A 24,416-nucleotide genomic window follows, 5' to 3' on the forward strand; every position below is an offset into this window, starting at 1 on the left:
CTTTAAGTGTCGATATAGTTTCAAAAGGAGGAGAACTATGTATAAATTAGCACAACGTGATTTATGGACAGGAAGAATCGATAGTGAGACAGAGGAAACAGAATTCAGACATTTTCAAACGATACAATTTCGTAATATTGAAGATGAGTACGATGAACCACGTCACGGTGTAGGTATGCTAGGTTATGCGGTTGATAAGGGTGTTGAACTTAATAAAGGAAGAATCGGAGCTAAGTTAGGACCAGATGCAATCAAGAAGACTTTTGCTAATTTGCCAGTCTTAAGAACATGTTCAATTTATGATTATGGAAATGTTGAACATAATCACGAAACTTTAGAAGAAACCCAACAAGAATTTGCGCATTATGTTGCTTCATCGATACAAAGACATAACCAAACCTTTTTATTAGGTGGCGGACATGATATCGCTTATGCACAGTATTTGGGCACGCGTGAGGCGTTTCCTGATGCTTCTATTGGTATCATCAATATTGATGCACACTTTGACACTAGAAAAGAATCTGGTTCTACTTCTGGTACGAGCTTTAGACAAATTTTAGAACAGGATGAAAACACTGATTATTTAGTATTAGGTATTCAACAAGGTGGTAATACGCAAGCACTATTTGATTACGCGAAAGAAAGAGACATCGGTTTTGTTTATTCTGATGAATTGTTACATCAAATTTCTCCTCCAATTAAGGATAAGATAGAACGTTTCGTACATGATCATGATGTGATTATGTTTACGATATGTATGGATGTTATTGATAGTGCATTTGCACCGGGTGTAAGTGCAAATGCTGTATTAGGTCTATCACCGCATGTTGTACTTGAATTGGCGAAACGTATTATTCCAAATGAGAAAGTTTCGACTGTTAGTATTGCTGAAACAAATCCAAAATATGATGTGGATAATCGAACTGCTAAATTATCTGCTAATTTTTTACATCATTTTATTCTTTAATATTCCAATAATCAATGCACTGATCTATAAAAGAAAGTACTCGCTCTGAGTGCTTTCTTTTTTTTAGATAGTTAATATAAATAGAACGGCCTAGTTTGGGACGCATTTCTAGTGCATCTAAATCTCGTGCATTAAATGATTGATAATATACGCGTGGAATAACAGCATATCCTAATCCTCTATGGACAAAATTCGTAGCCGCTTCAAAACGATCAACTTCCATAATGATATTTGGATGTATATTCATACGTGTAAAGTAATCATCAAGATGTTTACGCACTTGAGAGCCTTTTGTAGGTAAAATTAATGGCAATGATTTAATAGACGTTATTTTAGTATCTGGAAAAGCATTTTTAGGTGTAATAACGACATAGGATTCTTCGTATAAAGGAATAGATTTAATATCTTCATGACTAATTTGTTCGTTTGTCAAAGCGAGATGATTTTCAAAATTGATGAGTTGTTCCAGTATTTTATTTTGGTCATGCACTTCAGATACAAGATAAGTCTGATTAGGATTATATTTTAAATGGATAGAAAGCACTTGAGAAATCCATTGATTCGCTGATTCTAAAATAGATAATTTGATTTTAGGCGCATGTCCCATATTGAGGTCATACATTTTTTCGATTGTTTGATGATAGTTCTGTATCAATTGTTGCGCGTAATTATAAAAATGAATTCCTTTTTCAGTGATTTTAATATCCTTAGTAGTTCTCATAAAAAGGTCATAACCTAAATTGGCTTCCATTTTTTTTATTGTGGTCGTTAAAGACGGTTGACTAATATGTAAAAAGTTAGCAGCTTTAGTGAAACTATTATATTTCACAACGGCGACAAAATACTCTAATTGAATGATTTTCAATATAATTCCTCCGTGAATATGTATTTATCTTATAGTTTTAAACTATCAATAATTAGTTTATTTATATTGGTAGTATATATCATATCATATTATACTGAGAGATATAGTGGGAGGCGTACTTTCATGTTAGGGGCGTGAAGTACATGTGGAAATTTTTCATTTATAGCTTAATTGGCATTATATGTTTCTTTGTACCTATAACGATTAATGGTAAATCAACAATTCTGATTGATCATATTGTTCAGTGGATTACATTTTTGGTGAATCCAATTTTACCTTATTATGTATTACTTTTAATCATTATAGGTGCATTGCATCCATTTATTAATAAAAAATGGAACAAATCAAAAACTGATATTATCTTTAGCTTATTTAAAGTATTAGGCGTCTTCATTGCTTTCATGATTGTCTTTGATTTTGGACCAGGATTTGTATTGAAAGAAAGTATTGGACCGTTTTTATACGATAAATTAGCGATACCGCTAAGTGTGTTAATCCCAGTAGGGGCTATTTTATTAACATTTTTAGTAGGTTACGGATTATTAGAATTTATTGGCGTAATTATGAGACCAGTCATGAAGCCTATTTTTAAAACGCCTGGTAAATCAGCAGTTGATGCGGTTGCCTCGTTTGTAGGTAGTTATTCAATTGGCTTATTAATTACAAATAAAGTCTATAAAAATGGTGGATATACACATAAAGAAGCAGTTATTGTTGCGACAGGTTTCTCAACTGTATCTGCTACTTTCATGATTATAGTAGCCAATACATTAGGTATTATTGAACATTGGAACCTTTATTTTTGGTTCACACTTGCAGTGACTTTTATAGTTACTGCTATCACCGTACAACTCCCACCTATAAGATTTGAGAAAAACACGACATATCAGAACCAACCATATAAAGAAGAAAAACGCAGAAATATGCCTTTATTAAAAGAATCTTGGTTAGAAGCTAAGTTAGCAGTTAAAAATGCTGACTCATTAATAGGAAACGTACGTGAAAATTTACGTGACGGCGTCGTAATGACAATTGCGATATTACTATCTATTATGTCTATCGGCTTCTTAGGTTTAATTATTGCTGAATATACACCGATAATAGAATATGTATCTTATATTTTTTATCCATTTATAAGTATATTCCCAGTTCAGGATGTAGCAATATTAGCACAAGCTTCAACCATTTCAATTGTTGAGATGCTATTACCTGCTGCCATTGCACAAACTGCTGATTTAGCTACGAGATTTATAGTAGCAGTAATGAGTGTTTCGGCGATTATCTTTTTCTCGAGTGTGGTACCTGTGATTCTTTCAACTGAGATAAAAATTTCAGTTGGTAAATTGGTCTTGATATGGTTTGAAAGAGTAGTGCTTACATTACTAATCACGATACCATTCGCATTATGGCTATTTTAAGATTTATTAAACAAAGGTTAATTAATTAAAATGAGGAGTGATTTTTCATGAGAAAAATAGTAGCAAAAAAAGGTTTAGATATTGAATGTAAAGGCTGGGAACAAGAAGCAGTGCTTAGAATGTTGTATAACAACTTAGACCCAGAAGTAGCTGAACGTCCTGAAGATTTAGTTGTATATGGCGGTATTGGTAAAGCTGCTAGAAATTGGGAAGCATTTGAAGCGATAGAAGAGACGTTACGTTCATTAGAAGCGGATGAAACAATGTTAGTACAATCCGGAAAACCAGTTGCTGTATTTAAAACACATGAAGAAGCACCGCGTGTATTAATTTCAAATTCCGTACTTGTACCTGAGTGGGCAAATTGGGATCACTTTAACGAATTAGATAAAAAAGGGTTAATGATGTATGGACAAATGACAGCGGGTAGCTGGATATATATTGGTTCCCAAGGTATTGTTCAAGGTACTTATGAAACATTTGGTGAGCTTGCTAATCAACATTACGATGGCAAGTTAAATGGAACAGTAACTTTAACAGCTGGTCTAGGTGGCATGGGTGGTGCGCAACCACTGGCTGTTACGATGAATGGCGGTGTTGTAATTGGTGTAGATGTTGATGAGACACGTATTGATAAACGTATAGAAACGCGTTATTGCGATGTGAAGACACATGACTTAAATGAGGCATTACGTTTAGCCGAAGAAGCACGACAAGAGGGCAAACCATTATCTATAGGACTTGTTGGTAATGCTGTAGACACACACAGAGCCATTTTAGATAAAGGATTTAAAATTGATGTTGTTACTGACCAGACAAGTGCACATGATCCATTGAACGGATATATTCCACAAGGTTATTCCTTAGAGGAAGCAAAAGCGCTACGTGATAAAGACCCTAAAGAATACGTTGCATTATCGCAAGATTCAATGAGAAAACACGTTGAGTTAATGATTGAATTCCAAAAAAATGGTGCAGTTGCTTTTGATTACGGGAATAACATTAGACAAGTTGCCTATAATAATGGCTTAGAAAATGCTTTTGATTTCCCAGGATTTGTACCAGCGTATATTAGACCTTTATTCTGTGAAGGTAAAGGACCATTCCGCTTTGCAGCTTTAAGTGGAGATCCTAAAGATATCGAACGTGCAGATGAAGAAATGAGAAAACTATTCCCAGATAATGAAAAGCTTATTCGCTGGTTAGATTTAGCTCAAGAAAAAATTGCATTCCAAGGATTACCTTCTCGTATAGCTTGGTTGGGCTTTGAAGAACGTGCCAAAATGGGCTTAGCCTTAAATCGTTTGGTTCGTGACGGAGAAATTTCTGCACCGGTCGTTATCGGGCGTGATCATCTTGATTCAGGATCTGTTGCGAGTCCAAACCGTGAGACAGAAGGTATGAAAGATGGTTCAGATGCTGTGGGAGACTGGGCAGTATTAAATGCTTTAATTAACACAGCGGCTGGTGGTTCGTGGATTTCGTTCCATCATGGCGGTGGTGTAGGTATGGGTTACTCATTACATGCTGGTATGGTCATTGTCGCTGATGGTTCAGAACGCGCAGATCGTCGCTTAGGACGTGTATTAACGACAGATCCGGGTATGGGTGTTGTAAGACATGCAGATGCAGGTTATGAATCAGCAATTAATGTTGCTAAAGAAAAAGGCATCAAAATTCCAATGATTACGGGTAAAGGAGATATAAAATGAACGATTTAATTATTCAAAACATTAAAGAATTAATTTTACCAAAATCTACAGAGCGTCCTTTAAAAGGAAAAGATTTAGACGAATTAGAAATCATTGAAAATGGAACGGTTGTTGTTAAAGATTGCAAAGTGGTTTACTCGGGTGCCCATACAGATGAATATGAGGCGAAGGAAACAATCGACGCTACAGGGAAAGTTGTATCACCATCACTTGTTGAAGCACATACTCATTTAGTGCATGGCGGTTCAAGAGAACATGAAATGTCGCTTAAAAGACAAGGCGTTTCATATTTAGAAATACTTGAGCAAGGTGGAGGTATTTTATCCACAGTAGAAGCTACACGAAATGCAACTGAAGAAGAGCTATTTAATAAAGCTGAAAAGAATTTGTTAACGATGATACAACATGGAGTCTTAGCTGTTGAAAGTAAGAGTGGTTATGGTTTAGATAAAGAAAGTGAACTCAAACAACTACGTGTATCCAAACGTTTAGCAGAAAAATATAACTTAGATATGAAACATACTTTCTTAGGTCCGCATGCAGTACCAAAAGACGCGAAATCTAATCAAGCTTTTTTACAAGAAATGATTGATTTGCTACCTGAAGTTAAACAGTATGCTGATTTTGCAGATATCTTTTGCGAAACAGGCGTATTTACAGTAGAAGAATCTAGAAAATATATGCAAGCAGCAAAAGATTTAGGTTTTGATGTTAAAATCCATGCAGATGAAATTGATCCATTAGGTGGTCTAGAATTAGCAATTGATGAAGGTGCAATTTCTGCAGACCATTTAGTTGCGTCAAGTACAGAAGGTAAAGCGAAACTTAAAGATAGCGATACAGTAGCTGTATTACTACCAGGTACCACATTTTATTTAGGTAAGGAGCAATATGCAGATGCTAGAGGTATGTTAGATAATGGTGGAGCTATCGCAATTGCAACAGACTTTAATCCAGGGAGTTGTGTGACAAACAACTTACAACTTGTGATGTCGATTGCTGCGTTGAAATTAAAATTATCACCGAATGAGATTTGGAATGCTGTTACAGTGAATGCAGCGAAAGCAATTGATGTTGATGCTGGAACAATTAATAAAGGTGACAAAGCCAATATCGTTATTTGGGATGCACCAAACCATGAGTATATTCCGTATCATTATGGTATAAACCATGCTGAAAAAGTAATCAAAGATGGTCAAATACTTGTTGATAACCAAATTAAATTAAATAACTAATAATATTGAGTCTGGGGCATATACGTATGTCTCAGATTTAATTGTTATATTGTTGTGAATTGAGTGAACTTGAAAAGAGCTAATGCAAAGCTCTTTTTCAAGTTCACTCTTCTTTTTTAAGTGTAAATTAATTAAGTTTGAGTTGATTAAATATTTTGACAATTATGGTACCATGTTATTTAAAGCATACATGGGAGGTGACATCGAATGTGGGGCAAACTACTTATGTTAAACAATGGAGCGGGGATTTAAGTCAAAATATGCTCACAGGTATATTACTTGCCCTTGCATTACTTCCAGGCGCAATTGCATTCTCTTTCATCGCTGGCGTAAGTCCAACGATAGGCATGTTAAGTACTGGTTTGATGATGCTCGTGTTGAGCTTTACTGGCAATAGAACGTTGATGGTCTCAGCGCCAAGTAGTGGTGTGTCGCTAGTAGTTGCACCATTAATGGCAAGTCATGGTCTAAAAGCGCTTATTTTAGCTACATTGTTTATGGGCGTCATACAAATCATATTAGGATACTGTCACATAAATAAATTGTTAAACTTTGTACCTACGGGTGTTGTTATTGGTTTTATGAATGCATTAGGTTTATTATTGTTTACATCCCAATTAAAGCATATATTTAATATTTCAGCTTCGACATATGCGTTTGCAATAGCTTCATTCTTTATTATTTGGCTTGCAGGGCAATATATCAAACTTATACCAGCACCTTTAATAGCAATTATTATATTGACGCTACTTGCGGGAGTGATTAAGCCAAACATTCAATATGTTTCTGATATGGCTTCAATACATATAAAAATGCCAATACCTTCCATACCAAATGAAATGAGTGATTTGAATATAGTGATGGTTGCATTACTTTATGGTGTAGCAATGGCTATCGTAGCCGTAATCCAAACGACGTTAACAGCACAAATGGTTGATGTTGTAACTTCGACAACTAGTGATAAGAATAAGGAATCTATTGGTCAAGGCATTGCAAACTTTATCGTTGGCTTGTTTGGAGGTTTTGGCGGTAGCGCACTTGTTGGACAATCGCGCTTTAACATAGCTATGGGTGCAAATTCGAGAGTGTCTACTTTCATCACAGGCAGTTTTTTATTGATTTGTTTATTTATATTTGGAGAAATTATCGGACGAATACCTATGGCAGTGTTAGCTACTGTGTTGATCACAATTTCACTTGGTACATTTGATAGACGAACGGTGCCATTCATTCGCAAAGCACCTTTGTTAAATAGTACTTTAATTATATCTACTGTATTGCTTATTTTAATTACGAATAACCTTGCATTAGGCGTCGTTGTTGTAACGATAAGTTATTACATGATTTTCCGTTTTATTAATAAGAAAGGACGTGACATATAATGCCACAATATGAAGATTACGTGAATTGGAGAAGAACTTTACATCAATACCCTGAACTTTCAGATGCTGAATATGAGACGACAAAAAGATTGAAACGAATATTAGAAGCGTATGATATTAAAATAATTGATTTACCATTAGAGACTGGTTTAGTTGCTGAAGTAGGACAAGGTGAAACATTCGTAGCTGTAAGAACAGACATTGATGCTTTGCCTATTCATGAGCAAGTGGTACATGAATTCACTTCAACAAATAAAGGCGTTATGCATGCATGTGGACATGATATACACATGGCCAGTATTTTAGCCGTAGCAACAAGACTTAAAGACATTGAAAGCCAATTAAAAGGGCGTGTCCGCATTATTTTTCAACCTGCAGAAGAACTGGGTTATGGTGCACTACATATCACTGAATCAGGAGCGATTGATGGTGCAAAAGCTGTGTTAGGCTATCACAATTATCCGTCGTTAGACGTGGGTGAATTTGCAGTGAAACCTGGTGTAATTACGTCATCTGTAGATCGTTTTGAATTTAAAATAAAAGGCACAGGCGCGCATGCTGCTAAACCAGAACAGGGTAATGATCCTGTCATCGTTCTAGGACAATTAATTAACAGTGTTCAATCGATTGTGAGTAGAAATCTATCTGCTTTTGATAGCGCAGTTGTAACTATAGGTGAAGTATCTAGTGGAAATACATGGAATGTCATCGCTGATCAGGCATATGTCCAAGGTACTGTGAGAAGCTTTGATGAAGATAAACGTGTTTATATTGAAGAACGACTTAGAGCAATTGGAAGTGGGCTTGCAGAAGCGTTTGATGTCGAAATAGAAACACTATATCATCGTTTACCAGGCGCCGTTAAAAACGATGAGAAATTAACGGATGACGCTATCGAAGTAGCGAAACAAGTTGGATATAATGTAGAAGTTATGGATAAACCTTTAACAATTGGGGAAGACTTTTCTGGTTTTTCAAATAAATATCCAAGCGTCTTTGCATTTATTGGGTCGAATAGTGAATATGATTTACATCACCCTAAGTATGACCCAGATGAACGTATTCTAGAAAAAGTACCTGAGTATTTTGTTACATTTGTGCAAAAATTATTGAACGAAGTATAAGTTGCCAAACACTTTATATATGTATTAACTCCTATAAAATTTGGGTAATGTAAAGATATAATAATTATTGAAGGAGTGTTGTATTATGGCAGCCCAAGATCCAAGAACAAAATTTTCAAATGCAGATTTTCCAAAACAAGAACAAGCGGTTCCTGGTTTACAAAAAGAATTAGAACCTAAACCAGATTGTGGGGAAACTTCATATATTGGTTATGGCAGATTAACAAATTATAAAATGTTGGTGACGGGTGGAGATTCTGCCATTGGAAGAGCAGCAGCTATAGCGTATGCAAAAGAAGGCGCAGATGTAGCGATAAATTATCTTCCTGAAGAACAAGCAGACGCCGAAGAAGTACAAAAAGTGATTGAAGCAGCAGGTAGAAAAGCTGTTTTAATACCAGGAGATCTCCGAAATGAACAATTTAACTATGATTTAGTAGAGCAAGCTTATAATGCACTAGGCGGTTTAGACAATGTAACCCTTGTAGCAGGACATCAACAATACAGAGATGATTTAAAAAGTTTTGATACAGCTTCATTTACTCAAACATTTGAAACGAACGTTTATCCTATATTTTGGACAGTTCAAAAAGCACTAGATTATTTACAACCGGGTGCTACAATTACGACGACTTCATCAGTGCAAGGATATAATCCAAATCCAATTTTACATGATTATGCAGCCTCAAAAGCAGCAATCATTTCATTAACTAAAAGTTTATCTGAAGAATTAGGTGCTAAAGGTATTCGTGTGAATTGTGTAGCACCTGGGCCGTTTTGGTCTCCTTTACAAATATCTGGTGGCCAGCCACAATCTAAAATACCTACATTTGGTCAAAAAGAAGTATTAGGTAGAGCAGGACAACCTGTTGAACTTTCAGGAGTGTATGTACATTTAGCTGCCGAAGAATCGAGTTATACGACTGGGCAAGTTTATGGTGTAACAGGCGGAACTCAGTTAGACTAATGATATCAAAAGTTAGAAATCTCTATGAGATTATCTAGCTTTTATTTTTTGAAAGGTATGATAATACAATATGAAACAATTTAAAGCAGATACACTCTCTAAAAAACAAAATTATAAATTACTGAGTGGGAGTATTATTCCAAGACCGATTGCATTTGTTACTTCTCAAGACAAGTCAGGTCATTTAAATGCAGCGCCATTCAGTTTCTTTAATATAGTGAATAGCGCACCGCCAATGATTATGATTTCTACTGTACGCTCAGAAGGTAAACGAAAAGACACGTCAGTCAATATTGAAGAAACCGAAGAATTTGTCGTTCATATTACTGATGAAACCATAGTTGAAGAAGTTAATAAAACGGCAGCACCAATAGAACGTACAAGTAATGAGCTAGAAAGAACAAATTTAACATGTATTGAATCAGAACTTATTTCTGTGCCAGGGATACAACAAGCAAAAATCCGTATGGAATGTAAATTAAACAGAATTATTCCATTAGGGGATCCACAAGAAGGTTCTGATTTAATTATTGGTGAAGTCGTTATGTTCCATATCGATGATGATGTATACTTTGAAGACAGTAAAATTGATGCCCAAGCGTTAACAGCTATTTCTCGCTTAGCTAGCAATGACTATGCATCTTTAGGAGAAACATTTACGATTGTGCGACCTACTGAATAAGGGTGTTACACTTGTTGAAAATATCGTATGGTTGCAAAGTAATGTTGACAAACGTGCTTTAACGTATTAAGCTAAATCAGTATTTCACGAATTACAGTTAAAATATACTGTAATAAAACAATTTAATAACTTATCTAGAGAAGTGGAGGGACTGGCCCGTCGATGCTTCGGCAACATGATGATGCGTGTGCCAATTCCAGTAGCATAGATGTATGCTAGAAGATAAGAACGAAGACACAACGTTTACTCTTTTCTTCAATAGAAAAGAGTTTTTTTATTTTCAAAAAGAAACACAAAGAAATAGCGGGGAATAAATTTCACGCTTTTACCCTTATAGAAAGTTGGTTTTGTATGGAGAAGACAAAGAAAGGTAATGCTTGGGCATTGATTCCATTGCTCGTATTTGTAGGTTTATTTTTAGGTGTAGGTATTGGTACAGGAGATTTTTCAACAATGCCTTTAAATGTAGCTATTTTAGTAGCATCTATTGTAGCTTTGATTTTAAATAGAAAAGAAACGTTTCATAAAAAAGTGGAAGTCTTCACAAAAGGCGCGGGTCATTCAAATATTATTTTAATGATGCTCATCTTTATACTGGCTGGTGCCTTCTCTCAAACTACTGAAGACATGGGCGGCGTACAATCTACAGTTAATTTAGGACTGTCACTTATTCCAGAGAATTTAATTATCGTAGGCTTATTTATTATTTGTATGTTTGTTTCGCTTTCAATGGGTACATCTGTAGGTACAGTAGCAGCTATAGCGCCTGTTGGATTTGGATTGAGTCAAGCAACAGACGTCTCAGCAGCTATTACAATGGCTACAGTTGTAGGTGGTGCAATGTTTGGCGATAATCTATCAATGATTTCAGATACAACAATCGCTGCCGTACGTACTCAAAAGACAAAAATGAGTGATAAATTTAAAGTGAATATTAAAATTGTGTTGCCAGGTGCTATATTTACGATTATAGCTTTGTGGTTTTTAACAAATGGAGCACAAATTGATGCAAGTAAAAGTTATGATTATAATATTATCAAAGTCTTACCTTATTTAATGGTACTAATATTAGCATTAATTGGTATTAATGTAATTATTGTACTTATCGGTGGTATCGCATTATCAGCAATAATCGGCCTTATAGATGGATCATTTGGTTGGACAGGCTTATTAGAGTCCATTTCAAAAGGTATTATTGGTATGGAAGATATTGCGATGATTGCCTTACTTATCGGAGGCCTCGTAGCGCTTATTCAACATAACGGCGGTATCACATGGTTACTTCACTTTGTTCGTAATAGAGTGAAATCGAAACGTGGCGCAGAATTAGGTATAGCTGGGTTAGTCAGTGCAGCGGATATTTCAACAGCGAATAATACGATATCGATACTGATGTCTGGCCCATTAGCAAAAGAAATTTCAGAAGAATATGATATAGATCCAAGAAAATCGGCAAGTATTTTGGATATGTTTGCGAGTTGTTTCCAAGGTCTCTTACCTTATAGCCCGCAGTTAATTGCAGCAGCAGGCGTGGCGTCTATATCGCCATTTGAGTTATTACCCTACTCTATTTATCCAATGATTTTGGGCGTTTGTGGTTTGATTGCAATCTTCTTTAACTTACCAAGATTAAATAAGAAATAAGGCGTTAAAAGGGAAGGCGAATCAGTGCAGTGTTTGTATCTGATGAACCTCCCTTTTTATTATGCTTTGATATACAGTAAGTTTATAAAAAGTACTTAAATACATGTTTTTGCGAAAGTGACGTTTAAAATTTTGACGTTTACTGACTATTGACGATAAAATATAGAAGTTGAACGTTTTAAAGTAAAGACTAGAACATTTTATGATTCATAGGATTATTGTTTAGAAGTCTTGTAGAATAGGTTAGAATAGAATTAAGAGTGAAAGTAGGTGAACAATCGTGGGTAAATATAATGTTGAAAATGAATACGTTGAGATACGACTTGAACGACTATTTAAAGTTGAACCAGAATTATTATATCAAGCATGGACAGATCAACGTTTTCTTAAACAATGGTTTATGACAACAGATAGAACAAATAAATCAATTCATATTAACGCTGAACAAAATGGAAGTTATGAAATTGTTGACGTTCGTAAAGGGAAAGAAAATGTAGTAAAAGGTTCTTTTATTACGTTAACGCCATATGAATATATCGTCATGACAATTGGTATGCCAGAGTTAAGTGATTCTGAAGATACCATTGAAATTGAAATATTCGAAAGAGAAGCGGGCATCGCTCAAATGATTTTTAATTATAAAGCTTTTGTGCCAAAAGAACGTAGATATACAATACTGGAATATAAGCAGAAGAAAAAAGAATATCATGATTCTACTGCGCATGGTTTCGAAATATTATTTGATAAATTACAAGTGGTATTAGAAGAATTTGAATCAGACCTTTAATATTTAATAAGATATTTTGAATATAAACTGTTAGCAAAGTTTTAGCTTTGTTGACAGTTTTTTTACGTTTTCCACCAAGTATAATATCTACTTTACAATAAATGTTTCATACTTACTTGTAGGGCACAAATCCTAGCTTGTAAATTTTACCTCGTATTGTTCCTACAAATGTCCCATATGAAATCAGGTTGGAAATACCATAAGGTAAATTGAAATTACCCCAATCCATAAGTATATGCTAATGGATTAGGGTAAGGGTTTTTGAACATAGAGATGTGTAGTTATATTTCAAAAGTAAGCTCAGGATAAAGGAGGTGAATTATTACGATATAATTTCACCTTTTTCTATGCGCTCATTAAATTTACGCAATAATGTTTCGAAAAATATGTGATAACTTATAAAGCTTGAATAATCTATACCGTCAGCAAGATAAAATGTGTTACTAGAAACATAAATATTATAATTAGCTTTTTGAGCAAGTGTATTATCATTTAAAGTAGTAATGGAGAAAAAATATTTTTGACGTAACTGTAATAAGTTGGTGATATCTGATAATTGATGAGATTCACCAGAAAGAGAAATAATGAAGAAAATATCTGTAGGTGTAGTTCTATTAAGTACCATTTTAAATTCGTGTACATCATGTAATACAATAATATTTTTATGAATTGTTAACAAAATACGTTGCGCTTCTTGGGCTACATTCATTTGCGCGACACCTGTTCCATACAAATAGACGGTCTCTGCTTCGTTGATTTTATCAGTGACAAGATTATAATCGATACGTTCTAAATATGTAAAAGTATTTTCGACGTCTTGTTTGAATCCTTCGATAGAGTCGGAAGGGAGATTATGAGATTTTTCAGTTTCAAACTTTAAGTAAGATTTAAAGTCACTATAACCATCAAAACCTAATTTACGCGTAAAACGATGAATAGTTGCATTTGAAGCATGTGTAAATTCTGCTAAGTCTTGAATTTTCATGGTTTTACATTCTGTCGTATGTGTATTGATAAAATGAGCAATATGTAAGTCATTCTCATTTAATTTATTAAAGTTATTATTAACGCGTTCATCTAAAAACAATATGATAACCTCGCACTTCATGAAAATATTTTTAAGTTTTGGAAATATAATCTGATTATACAAAACTATTCGTAATGTAGTCAAACCATTGCTTATGTGTAAGCGTTTCCTTTAGTATTGAGATAGGATTTGAAACAAACGTATCTAAAAATGATAAATTTACATATAAGTATTTGAATGTAAGTTATCTAAATTTAATAGTATTTGGGGGTATATTTCTATGAACGCAATTAAACGATTTGGGAGTGCGATGATAGTTCCAGTATTGATGTTTGCTTTCTTCGGTATTGTTTTAGGGTTTGCTACATTATTTAAAAATCCTGCAATAATGGGAAGTATTGCAGAAGATGGGACGACTTGGTTTAGAATATGGTCCGTAATAGAATCTGGTGGTTGGGTAATATTCGATCACATGGAAATTGTATTTGCTGTCGGGTTGCCACTTTCTTTAGCTAAAAAAGCACCTGGTCATGCTGCACTAGCAGCGTTAATGGGTTATCTAATGTTTAATACATTTATTAACGCTATTCTCACGCAATGGCCACATACATTTGGAGCTAATTTGGAAAAAGGTGTCGAGAATGTTACTGGACTCAAAGCAATTGCTGGGATCGAAACGTTAGATACCAATATTTTAGGTGGTATCATAATTTCTAGCATTGTGACATGGATACATAATAGGTTCTATAGTAAGAAACTGCCTGAAATGTTAGGTGTGTTCCAAGGGTTAACATTTGTAGTAACGATTTCGTTTTTTGTTATGTTACCTATTGCATTAATAACATGTATTGTTTGGCCTACGATTCAAGGTGGCATTTCTTCATTGCAAGGATTTATCATAGGATCAGGTTACATTGGAGTATGGCTATATCACTTCTTAGAAAGAGTGCTTATTCCAACTGGTTTACATCACTTTATTTATGCACCAATTGAAGTAGGCCCGGTAGTGGTAAACCACGGATTAAAAGCAGAATGGTTTGCGCATGTAAATGAATTTGCGACGAGTACAAAGCCATTGAAAGAACAATTTCCTTATGGATTTATGTTACAAGGTAATGGTAAAGTATTTGGTTCGATAGGTATTGCATTAGCAATGTATTCAACAACACCTAAAGAGAATAAGAAAAAAATTGCAGCGTTACTTATCCCAGCTACATTAACTGCTGTAGTTGTAGGTATTACAGAGCCATTAGAATTTACATTCTTATTTATTGCACCTTATTTATTTGTATTGCACGCATTATTAGCTGCAACAATGGATACACTTATGTATGGATTTGGCCTCGTAGGTAACTTTGGTGGCGGTCTATTAGACTTCTTTGCTACGAATTGGATACCTTTAGCACAAAATCATTGGTTAACATATGTAATTCAAATCATTATTGGTCTTGTATTTACAGCTATTTATTATTTCTTATTCAGATTCTTAATTTTAAAATTCAATATTCCACTTCCTGGTCGCAAGAAAGACGAAGAAGACGTGAAGTTGTATAGTAAAAATGATTATAAGAGTAAAAAAGGTAGTGATGACAAAGCAAACACAACATCTACTGGTAATGAATTCGAAGATAAAGCAAATTATTATTTAGAAGGCCTTGGCGGTAAAGAAAACATCAAGGACGTAACAAATTGTACGACACGCTTAAGATTAACAGTGAATGATATAGATAAAGTAGAAGATAGTGGTTATTTCACGCATAATCAAATGGCACACGGATTAGTTAAAAGTGGTAAAAATGTCCAAGTCGTTGTTGGTATGTCAGTACCACAAGTAAGAGAAGCTTTTGAAAACATCGTTAACGAAGAAGAGCAAGATTAAATAAATAATAAAAAATAAGCACAGCCCGTATGGAACGGTTCCATACGGGCTGTGTTTCATTATATAAACGAATTACGAAATCCTAGCTTTACTCATTAATCGTGGTTGGTATATTGCACCAAGTACATCAATGTTATGAGTAGCAACCATTTGGATGAGTTTCGCGAAAACTTTAGGAGAACAAGAAACATTTATTTTATCTCTATTGAAGGTATATGTAATATGCTCCGTTTGATTGATTAAGTTCAAAATATCAATAACTTTATCTTTGACAAAAGCGTCGTAAAGCCCATCGATAGTCAGTTCAAAACGTTTAGAAGATAACAATAAATGATCAAGATCTAATAACTTTTCAGAATGATTACTTTCTATAATTTGATAAATTAAATAATTATGAAAGCTAAGAAAACTAATAATATATGGTAACTGGTATTTTGGTAAGTTGACCTTTAATGCATACAAGTTATTTTCTTTGAAAATTGAAAACTTGAATGAGTTGCAAAAATTAATTTGCTTACATAATTTAGTTAAATTTTTTCGTGTGGCGCGTTTGTTAAGTCCACCTATATTTAACACAAAAGTTTTCGTTCTATCTAAAAACATATTATACCTCCATATCTATATAAAGTGTCATATGGATATTAATCATAATATTCTTTACACTTAAAATTATACAAGTTTTTATTTCTATTAAATTGTACCACTCTTTTAAAATGTTGGCACTAGGTCTTTAGAACGAAGTTAGAAATTATTTTTGAATTTGATATTATTGTATTTATAAAAGTTGGAATATTTTGAAAATTCAGTTGTATAGGCGTTTAAAGTATGATACATTTTTCTTTATTAATACATAGAGGAAGTGTTTAGAGATGTTATCAAAAGTGAGTCGGTTTGCAACAAACACATTCTTGATATGGATGTTAATCGCTGCAATAATTGGATTTATTTTTCCAACTCAGTTAGCTACGTTAAGTGGTTGGGTACCATATTTACTTGGTATCGTAATGTTGGGTATGGGGTTAACCATTGATCCTAAAGATTTTAAAATTGTATTTCAATCGCCTAAGTGCGTAATAATTGGTGTGGTTTTACAATATACAATTATGCCTTTAGCAGCCTATTTAATTGCTAAATTATTTCAATTACCACCAGAAATTGCAATTGGTGTGATATTAGTTGGGTGTTGTCCAGGGGGAACATCAAGTAACGTTATGAGTTATTTAGCAAATGCAAATGTTGCGTTGTCTGTAGCTATTACAAGTGTCTCTACGTTACTTGCACCGTTCTTAACGCCAGCATTAATTTATTTATTCGCACATGAATGGTTACAAGTCTCATTTATGAGTATGTTTTGGTCAGTTGTGCAAGTGATACTTATCCCTATTGCGATTGGTTTTATATTACAAAAAGTATTTAAAAAATTCGCTGATAAGTCTGCAACTGCATTGCCAATCGTTTCTGTAATTGCTATTTCCCTCATACTCGCTTCAGTAGTAGGTGGGAGTAAATCACAAATACTAGAAACAGGAGTGCTTATTTTTGCAGTAGTCATATTACATAACATTGTTGGTTATGTAGTTGGATATACATTAGCAAATATATTTAAACTGGAACGCGCTGATAAAAAAGCTGTTTCGATTGAAGTTGGAATGCAAAATTCAGGGTTAGCAGTAACATTGGCTACCGTACATTTTAGTCCTTTATCGGCAGTACCAGGAGCAGTATTTAGTTTGGTACACAATATTACCGGACCGATTTTAGCAAAATATTGGAATAAACGATAATACACTAGAAGCATATATAATAAGCTCACTTCAAATTTGGAGTGAGCTTTTAATTGGGATATTACCATTTTAAAACCGAAAATACATATTTCAAAATTAAAATATGATAAGCTAGCATTAATATAATTTAACAAAACAAGTGGACAGAGGAGGATATATGATGTATAGAGCAGTCGTATTCGATTTTGATGGCACGATTATTGATACAGAAAGACATCTATTTGAAATCATTAATAAACACTTAAAAAAACATAATTTAACTGAAATAACATTGGGTTTTTATCGTCAATCTATTGGGGGAGCCGCAACGGATTTACATCATTATTTAGAAGGTCAATTAGGCAAAGAAAATAAGCATGAAATTTATGTTGAACACAATAACACGAGCGTTGATTTGCCAATCATTGATGCAATGAAACAGTTAATGGATTATTGCAAAAAATGTCATATACCAATGGCGATTGCGACGAGTAGCTATAGAGCTGATATCAAACCAGCATTTGAAAGTCTAGGATTAAGCAATTATATCGATATCGTTGTAGGTCGAGAAGATGTTGAAGCGGTTAAACCAAGCCCTGAACCATACCTCACTGCTGTTCAAAAACTTAATTACAATCCAGGAAATTGTTTAGCGATTGAAGACTCAGTTAATGGTGCAACTGCTGCAGTTGTAGCTGGTTTAGATGTTATCGTCAATACAAATACAATGACAGAAAAACAAGATTTTAGTGAAGTGGCATTTACTGGAAAAGATTTAACCTGTGAAGAAATCATTACGACATACTTTGAGAAAAATAGAGATTAATTAAATGAGTGGATATTTAATTTTATTTTTCTTGGGTGGACCGATTGTATTGGCGATAAGTAATTTACTACTAGGCCCAATTTTCAATAAAAAAATACCATTTAAAATACACTTTAGATCATTTATGGTAGGCACAGTGGTTTATTTGTTAGGGGCTAGTTTAATATATTATTTTGTACTTCAAGATAAATTGTAAATTTGTACCTGATATTAAATTTAAAAAAGGGGCTTCCATACGGAGGCCCCTTTTAGCACGCAAACAAAGCACTGTTGCGAAGTCAACTGTATTATATATGTGAGCTTATATTTAATATAAGCATTGTTAATTATAAAAGTTGGAAAATCAATGTTGCTACAACGAGGACGAGTAGTATTGAATCTATACCTACCATGATTGCAAAACGCGTATTTTTTTCACCAGTTTCTTTAGAAGCTTTTACTGCTTTTAAATTAGGAATCAAACTTACAATCAGTAAAATGATTACAATAACGCCTATAATCATACTCATGATCTGTCACCACCATTTTTATTTTTTTCTATATATTCCCAAACATAACCAGCGATGATACCAAGAATTAAACCGACAATAATACCAAATTTTATAGTAGATATTAAAGCACATATGATAATAGCTATTAACAATGCGATTGGAATCGTGATACCAAATTTATATTTTCGCTCTGGTGAATCAACAATAGAAAATAAGACATAATATAATATAGCAAATACTACAATTACAAGTAGACTTTTTAAAATTAATTGTCCAATTGAACTATCTGAACCAGAAACATAATTTAATAAGAAAAATAACACCCCAAAGATAAGAGAAACTGTAATTGTTTTTTTTAGTAAAATTTTATTCATGTTGAACTCCTTTGTAATAAAATCTAATGAAAATTATACCATAGAAAGTTTGAAATATAGAATGTCGCAAAATTAATGTAACCTTTCACCATCATATTGATGATGATCATTTAAATAGGCGTAAAACAATCCGATAATCAACCCCCCGCCAATATAGTTTCCAAAAGCAGCACCAAGTAAATTAATTAACGTAGGGATCACTGACATTAAATCACTTTGATAAACGAGTCCACCAGCAAATAATACAGAATTATAAACGACATGTTCATAACCCATAAAGGCGAATATGGATACGCCAAACATCATGACAAACATTTTAGCTAGAATGTCATCAATTTGCATGGCGATAACTAATGAAATATTGATAAAAAAATTAGCGAATATACCTTTGATTAAAATTGCTAAAAATCCTGCAGCAAATAGCTTATGTTCAATTGCAACTTCAAGTTGAATGAACATCTCCGGAGACATAATATCTGAAAGTCGTGTGAGGGTGAAAAATATTAAGCCTCCTGCCACATTCCCTATGAAGCATAAGGTGAAAATTTTAAGACACGCATAGGACTAATAACACGATAATACAACCCAACAGTGAAATACATAAAATTACTTGTTAATAATTCTGAATTGGTGAATAGTATTAGCACTAGTGCGAAACTAAAGGCGATGGATGAAACTAAATTTGTCACACCAGGGGCCATATCGCCTCCGAGGCTAGCTTTAATTAACAACACGAATACAGTAATGATACCTAAGATAAACCCAGCCATCGTGGCACGTAATAGATATCGTTTTAAGTAAAAACTTTGAAGTACGTCCCTGGTTCTAATCGTTTCAACTACATGCTTAATCCACGCCTTACCATAGAAGACTTTATCCCATTTAATGTTTTTCTCATTCAATTACTTATCCTCACTTTCGATAGGTTAGGACAAGTATACTATGCTAATTAATATTTATGAATAAATTCACAATATCTACATAATAAATTTCATGATGATAGTTGAAAAATAAAAAATTGGAATTTGTAAAATTACTTTGCAATTTTTGACGAAATAAAATACAATTAATAACGGAAATGTAAGCCCTTACATAAATCGAAAATAATTATTCCAATTTTTAGAATTTATAGTATAATGGCGACATAATAAGTGTTTCATCTGTACTTACAATCGAAAGAGATGGGGTTTGAATTATGAACGAGAACAAAGAATTACATAGGGGGCTAGGTGCACGTCAAATGCGTATGATTGCACTTGGCGGGACAATTGGAGTAGGACTATTTATGGGCGCAACAAGCACTATAAAGTGGACAGGTCCTTCTGTTATATTTGCATATTTAATAGCAGGTATCTTTTTATTTCTAGTAATGAGAGCTATGGGGGAGATGGTTTATTTATATCCTACCACAGGTTCTTATGCTAACTTTGCAAGTGATTACATACATCCAGTGGCAGGCTATTTAACTGCTTGGAGTAATATATTCCAGTGGATTGTCGTCGGTATGAGTGAAGTGATAGCCGTCGGAGAATATATGAATTATTGGTTTCCGGATTTACCACAGTGGATTCCAGGTGTACTGGTAGTAATATTATTAGCCAGTGCTAATCTAGTGTCAGTTAAAGCTTTTGGTGAATTTGAATTCTGGTTTGCAATGATTAAAGTAGTAACAATTATCTTAATGATTATTGCAGGATTTGGATTAATCTTCTTCGGATTAGGTAATGGAGGAGAAGCACTTGGTTTATCTAATTTATGGGCACATGGTGGATTCATGCCTAACGGTTGGATTGGATTCTTCTTTGCACTGTCTATTGTTATAGGCTCTTACCAAGGTGTAGAATTAATCGGTATTACAGCCGGAGAGACAAAAGACCCTCAGAAAAATATTAAAAGTGCCGTTAATGGCGTCATTTGGCGTATATTGATTTTCTATATTGGTGCGATCTTTGTAATTGTAACAGTTTACCCTTGGGATCAATTAGGTAACATTGGTAGTCCATTTGTTGGAACATTTGCAAAAGTTGGTATTACGTTTGCAGCTGGCTTTATTAACTTTGTAGTATTAACTGCTGCTATGTCTGGATGTAACTCTGGAATATTCAGTGCGAGTCGTATGACATTTACATTATCTCAAAGAGGACAAATGCCTAAATTCTTTTCAAAAGTTATGAAAAATGGTGTTCCTGTGTGGACAGTAACAGCAATTTCTATTGGTATTTTAATTGGAGCATTACTAAATGTTATCTTACCTTTATTTATTGAAGGTGCTGAGAGCGTCTTTGTTTATGTATATAGTGCATCTATTTTACCAGGTATGGTACCGTGGTTTATGATTTTAATTAGTCATTTGAAATTTAGGAAACGTTCTCCTGAATTAGTAAAAGATCATCCCTTTAAAATGCCAGGCGGAGCATTTACAAACTACATTACAATGGCATTCTTTATTACAGTATTAATTGGAATGTTATTCAATAAAGAGACAGTTGTTTCTGTAGTAATTGGTATTGTATTTTTATCGTTTATGGCGATTTTCTATTTCTTAAAAGGCTATCATAAGTTAGATAAAGATAAACAAATTTAATATAGGTTGAATTAAATGTAGGTTGGCTATTTTATGACTAAAATTACAAAGTTATAAAATAGCTAACCTTTTTATTATAAAAACGTCTATCAAAATCATAGGTATATAAGCATTTACACAACTAGTGTTTTACAGAAAATTTACATTATTAAAATATTGAGACAAAATTAGAGTATTACACTTAACATGTAAGCACAATAATACATATCAAAGGAGTTATTAATTTATGAAACTATTAAATAAGTTAGCAACTGTAACTGTAGCTAGTGCAATTGTTGTTGGATCTGCATTAGGAAATGTACAATCAACATATGCTTCTGGTGATGGAAAAGCATCAAATGATACACCTGATGTGTCGTATATGGGAAATACTGAAAATCCTAAAAATGTAATATTTTTAGTAGGAGATGGCATGGGACCATCTTATAATTCAGCGTATCGTTATTTTGCAGATAATCCTGAAACAAAAGAAATGGAAAAAACTGCGTTCGATCAACATCTTGTCGGCAATCAACGTACAAATCCAGCTGACCCGAAAGAGAATGTAACTGACTCAGCAGCATCAGCTACTGCGTTTAGTTCTGGTCATAAAACATATAATGGGGCAATTGGTGTAGATGAAAATAAAGAAAATGTTAAAACAGTATTAGAACAAGCAAAAGAAAATGGTAAATCAACAGGCTTAGTTTCCACTGCTGAGATTACAGATGCAACACCTGCAGCCTATGCATCACACGTAGACTCACGCGATAAAAAAGATGAAATTGCACAACAATTTTATAATGATAAAATTAACGGCGAACATAAAGTAGATGTCTTACTTGGCGGTGGTGCAAAATATTTCGGTGAAGAAAATGGCAACTTAGCAGATAAATTTAAAAAAGATGGCTATGACGTTGTAGATAATAAAACAGATTTACAAAAATCAACAAGTAAACAAGTATTAGGTTTGTTCGCTGATGGAAATATGCCATTACAAATAGACGCCCCTGATAAAAATCCTAAATTATTAGATATGACAGAAACTGCAGTTAATAAATTACAGCAAAATGATAAAGGGTTCTTCTTAATGGTGGAAGGTGCTTCGATTGATAAAGCAGGTCACCCAAATGATGTTACTGGTGTAATGTCAGAAATGGAAGGTTTTGAAAAATCATTTGATTATGCTATGAACTATGCTAAAGAACATAAAGATACACTTGTAGTGGCAACTGCAGATCACTCAACAGGTGGTTTATCAATTGCCAAAGGTGAAGATTACCTTTGGAACCCTCAAGTAATCCACGATATGAAACATTCAGGAACATACATGACTGAACAAATTGCCAAAGGCGAAGATGCTGAAAAAGTAATTAATGAAGGTTATGGATTTGATGTAGAGGCATCTCAAATTGATAAAATTAAAGATGAAGTTGAGAAGTTGAAAAAATTAAATGAAGATGATGATGCATATGAAGGGCAATTACAAGAATTACAAAACGCAATTCAAAAACCAATCAATGATAAATCGAATACAGGTTGGACTACAACAGGACACACAGGTGAAGACGTGAACACATATGCTTATGGCCCTGGTAGTGATAAATTCCAAGGAAATATAGATAATACAGATAATGCTAAAAACATTTTTGAATTCTTAAAAAGTGAAGCTAAATAAATAAAATATCAATACTTAGGATAACTTAAAATAAGGCACTAAAAATTACTATACGATTTACTAGTCTCTTATTTTAATTCACAAAAAAGCACCTATCAAGACAGCGTATTTTGCTGACGATAGGTGCTTTTTTATAGTTCAACTTAACATATAGATTAATGTTTGAATTGAATTTTAGATAAATGCTTACGATAATTATCTAAAGCCATTTTAGACTGTGTAATAGAGTCTAATGCACTTTGATAATTCAATGCGATATAGCGATAGTAAAGTATATCTACTGTAAAAAGTTGAGCAAATAATGATGTTGTTGCAGCCATACGTAGTTCGTTTTCATCCGTTTGACCATATATTAAAGTATGGTCTGAAACTTTTGCAACAGGATTATCATTAGAACTAGAAATTGTAATAATTGGAATGTTATAGTCTGTTGCGACTTTAGCCATGGATTGCATTTCACTATGATTACCTTGATTTGTTACAAAGATAATACAGTCATTTTCATCGTGTGTTGCTAATGTTGACATAAATAAATGTGTTTCTTGTAACAAACGGACATTGAGTCCAATGCGTGATAATTTTTGAAATAAATCAGTAACGATTACGAGTGAAGCACCATAACCAAATAGGAATATTGTATTTGAACGCTTCATTGTTTCACAAATACTGTCAATACTATATTCATCTATGTACGTTGATACATAGTTCATCGTGTCTGTTGCACGAGATAGCATTTTTGTTTTTAGCGTATCGACTGACTCATTATCCGCCAATTCAAGGTGATTATTATGGATTGCATCATCAGGTAAATAACGAGAAATGGCAATTTTTAATTCTTGGAAACCTTTATCTGTAATTTTTTTACTAAATCTAACGATGGATGCTGTGCTAGTATGGATCTCGTTAGATAAATCTTGTACTGACATATTGATGATTTTATGTGGTGAATTCAAAATAAAATCTGCAATCTTTTTCTCACTTTTAGTTAACTGAGCATAATTGCTGTCAATTTTGTAAAGTACGTTGGTCATA

22 protein-coding genes, 1 pseudogene and 1 riboswitch are annotated in these 24,416 nt (G+C 33.7%); of the genes and pseudogenes, 16 read left to right on the forward strand and 7 right to left on the reverse strand.

Annotated features, from left to right (window positions below; genetic code table 11):
- Nucleotides 1-37 precede the first annotated feature (37 nt).
- Nucleotides 38-967, forward strand: coding sequence for a formimidoylglutamase (hutG, locus tag PYW44_RS03120; protein ID WP_021338463.1), 930 nt, complete (start codon nucleotides 38-40; stop codon nucleotides 965-967).
- On the opposite strand, the gene PYW44_RS03125 is transcribed toward hutG, so the two are convergent.
- Complete coding sequence (locus PYW44_RS03125) at nucleotides 957-1,832, reverse strand: LysR family transcriptional regulator (RefSeq protein WP_021338462.1); 876 nt, start codon at nucleotides 1,830-1,832, stop codon at nucleotides 957-959. The two genes, hutG and PYW44_RS03125, sit on opposite strands and share 11 nt — an antisense overlap.
- Before the next feature lie 143 nt (nucleotides 1,833-1,975).
- On the opposite strand from PYW44_RS03125, the gene PYW44_RS03130 reads away from it, so the two are divergent.
- The 9 genes from PYW44_RS03130 to PYW44_RS03170 all read left to right on the forward strand — a co-directional run bounded on the left by PYW44_RS03130 (nucleotide 1,976) and on the right by PYW44_RS03170 (nucleotide 12,783).
- Nucleotides 1,976-3,250, forward strand: coding sequence for a YjiH family protein (locus PYW44_RS03130; RefSeq protein ID WP_071664850.1), 1,275 nt, complete (start codon nucleotides 1,976-1,978; stop codon nucleotides 3,248-3,250).
- A 47-nt stretch (nucleotides 3,251-3,297) separates the two neighbouring features.
- The gene (hutU, locus tag PYW44_RS03135) at nucleotides 3,298-4,962 is read left to right on the forward strand and encodes a urocanate hydratase (protein WP_021338460.1); all 1,665 of its coding nucleotides are present in this window, start codon (nucleotides 3,298-3,300) and stop codon (nucleotides 4,960-4,962) included.
- The gene (gene hutI / locus PYW44_RS03140; protein WP_002506875.1) at nucleotides 4,959-6,197 is read left to right on the forward strand and encodes an imidazolonepropionase; all 1,239 of its coding nucleotides are present in this window, start codon (nucleotides 4,959-4,961) and stop codon (nucleotides 6,195-6,197) included. The genes hutU and hutI overlap by 4 nt, the downstream gene beginning before the upstream one ends.
- Before the next feature lie 209 nt (nucleotides 6,198-6,406).
- A complete protein-coding gene (locus PYW44_RS03145; protein WP_021338459.1) occupies nucleotides 6,407-7,579 on the forward strand; it encodes a SulP family inorganic anion transporter in 1,173 nt (390 codons plus the stop codon).
- A complete protein-coding gene (locus tag PYW44_RS03150; protein WP_021338458.1) occupies nucleotides 7,579-8,703 on the forward strand; it encodes an amidohydrolase in 1,125 nt (374 codons plus the stop codon). Before PYW44_RS03145 ends, PYW44_RS03150 begins: the two co-directional genes overlap by 1 nt.
- Before the next feature lie 85 nt (nucleotides 8,704-8,788).
- Complete coding sequence (locus tag PYW44_RS03155) at nucleotides 8,789-9,670, forward strand: SDR family oxidoreductase (RefSeq protein ID WP_021338457.1); 882 nt, start codon at nucleotides 8,789-8,791, stop codon at nucleotides 9,668-9,670.
- Nucleotides 9,671-9,740: 70 nt separating this feature from the next.
- Nucleotides 9,741-10,352 (forward strand): flavin reductase family protein, encoded by a 612-nt coding sequence (locus tag PYW44_RS03160; RefSeq protein ID WP_071562925.1) that lies wholly within the window; start codon nucleotides 9,741-9,743, stop codon nucleotides 10,350-10,352.
- Between the two features lie 127 nt (nucleotides 10,353-10,479).
- Nucleotides 10,480-10,581, forward strand: a riboswitch (SAM riboswitch).
- Between the two features lie 122 nt (nucleotides 10,582-10,703).
- Nucleotides 10,704-11,996, forward strand: coding sequence for a Na+/H+ antiporter NhaC family protein (locus PYW44_RS03165; RefSeq protein WP_021338455.1), 1,293 nt, complete (start codon nucleotides 10,704-10,706; stop codon nucleotides 11,994-11,996).
- A gap of 280 nt (nucleotides 11,997-12,276) precedes the next feature.
- The gene (locus tag PYW44_RS03170; RefSeq protein ID WP_002506882.1) at nucleotides 12,277-12,783 is read left to right on the forward strand and encodes an SRPBCC family protein; all 507 of its coding nucleotides are present in this window, start codon (nucleotides 12,277-12,279) and stop codon (nucleotides 12,781-12,783) included.
- A gap of 322 nt (nucleotides 12,784-13,105) precedes the next feature.
- Here the strand turns inward: PYW44_RS03170 and PYW44_RS03175 are convergent, their stop codons facing one another.
- Nucleotides 13,106-13,870 carry a MurR/RpiR family transcriptional regulator gene (locus PYW44_RS03175; protein WP_002506883.1) on the reverse strand — a complete coding sequence of 255 codons (765 nt, stop codon included), beginning with the start codon at nucleotides 13,868-13,870 and terminating at the stop codon, nucleotides 13,106-13,108.
- A gap of 220 nt (nucleotides 13,871-14,090) precedes the next feature.
- On the opposite strand from PYW44_RS03175, the gene PYW44_RS03180 reads away from it, so the two are divergent.
- A complete protein-coding gene (locus PYW44_RS03180) occupies nucleotides 14,091-15,689 on the forward strand; it encodes an alpha-glucoside-specific PTS transporter subunit IIBC (RefSeq protein ID WP_021338453.1) in 1,599 nt (532 codons plus the stop codon).
- Nucleotides 15,690-15,761: 72 nt separating this feature from the next.
- Here PYW44_RS03180 and PYW44_RS03185 read toward each other — a convergent pair whose 3' ends face one another.
- Nucleotides 15,762-16,292, reverse strand: coding sequence for a hypothetical protein (locus tag PYW44_RS03185; protein WP_115075958.1), 531 nt, complete (start codon nucleotides 16,290-16,292; stop codon nucleotides 15,762-15,764).
- 266 nt (nucleotides 16,293-16,558) lie between these two features.
- Here PYW44_RS03185 and PYW44_RS03190 point away from each other — a divergent pair, with 266 nt between their 5' ends.
- The 3 genes from PYW44_RS03190 (at nucleotide 16,559) to PYW44_RS03200 (ending at nucleotide 18,474) form a co-directional block, all read left to right on the forward strand.
- Entirely contained in the window at nucleotides 16,559-17,473 is a 915-nt protein-coding gene (locus tag PYW44_RS03190) for a bile acid:sodium symporter family protein (protein WP_115075959.1), read from the forward strand.
- Between the two features lie 160 nt (nucleotides 17,474-17,633).
- Entirely contained in the window at nucleotides 17,634-18,278 is a 645-nt protein-coding gene (locus tag PYW44_RS03195) for an HAD family hydrolase (protein WP_071664846.1), read from the forward strand.
- 4 nt (nucleotides 18,279-18,282) lie between these two features.
- Nucleotides 18,283-18,474 carry a hypothetical protein gene (locus PYW44_RS03200; RefSeq protein WP_002506888.1) on the forward strand — a complete coding sequence of 64 codons (192 nt, stop codon included), beginning with the start codon at nucleotides 18,283-18,285 and terminating at the stop codon, nucleotides 18,472-18,474.
- A gap of 130 nt (nucleotides 18,475-18,604) precedes the next feature.
- Here PYW44_RS03200 and PYW44_RS03205 read toward each other — a convergent pair whose 3' ends face one another.
- The 3 genes and pseudogenes from PYW44_RS03205 to PYW44_RS03215 all read right to left on the reverse strand — a co-directional run bounded on the left by PYW44_RS03205 (nucleotide 18,605) and on the right by PYW44_RS03215 (nucleotide 20,045).
- Nucleotides 18,605-18,787, reverse strand: coding sequence for a hypothetical protein (locus tag PYW44_RS03205; RefSeq protein WP_002506889.1), 183 nt, complete (start codon nucleotides 18,785-18,787; stop codon nucleotides 18,605-18,607).
- On the reverse strand, nucleotides 18,784-19,143 hold the full coding sequence (locus PYW44_RS03210) for a hypothetical protein (RefSeq protein WP_107520976.1): 360 nt from the start codon (nucleotides 19,141-19,143) through the stop codon (nucleotides 18,784-18,786). Before PYW44_RS03210 ends, PYW44_RS03205 begins: the two co-directional genes overlap by 4 nt.
- Nucleotides 19,144-19,215: 72 nt before the next feature.
- Nucleotides 19,216-20,045, reverse strand: a pseudogene (locus PYW44_RS03215) (formate/nitrite transporter family protein).
- 293 nt (nucleotides 20,046-20,338) lie between these two features.
- Here PYW44_RS03215 and PYW44_RS03220 point away from each other — a divergent pair.
- Both PYW44_RS03220 and PYW44_RS03225 read left to right on the forward strand, forming a co-directional pair.
- Nucleotides 20,339-21,727, forward strand: a complete 1,389-nt coding sequence (locus PYW44_RS03220) for an amino acid permease (protein ID WP_069801795.1) — start codon at nucleotides 20,339-20,341, stop codon at nucleotides 21,725-21,727.
- A gap of 226 nt (nucleotides 21,728-21,953) precedes the next feature.
- A complete protein-coding gene (locus tag PYW44_RS03225) occupies nucleotides 21,954-23,384 on the forward strand; it encodes an alkaline phosphatase (RefSeq protein ID WP_021338446.1) in 1,431 nt (476 codons plus the stop codon).
- 155 nt (nucleotides 23,385-23,539) lie between these two features.
- On the opposite strand, the gene PYW44_RS03230 is transcribed toward PYW44_RS03225, so the two are convergent.
- A complete protein-coding gene (locus PYW44_RS03230) occupies nucleotides 23,540-24,415 on the reverse strand; it encodes a MurR/RpiR family transcriptional regulator (protein ID WP_021338445.1) in 876 nt (291 codons plus the stop codon).
- Nucleotide 24,416 lies beyond the last annotated feature (1 nt).

This window comes from Staphylococcus equorum, from assembly GCF_029024965.1.
GTDB classification, from domain to species: Bacteria; Bacillota; Bacilli; order Staphylococcales; family Staphylococcaceae; genus Staphylococcus; species Staphylococcus equorum.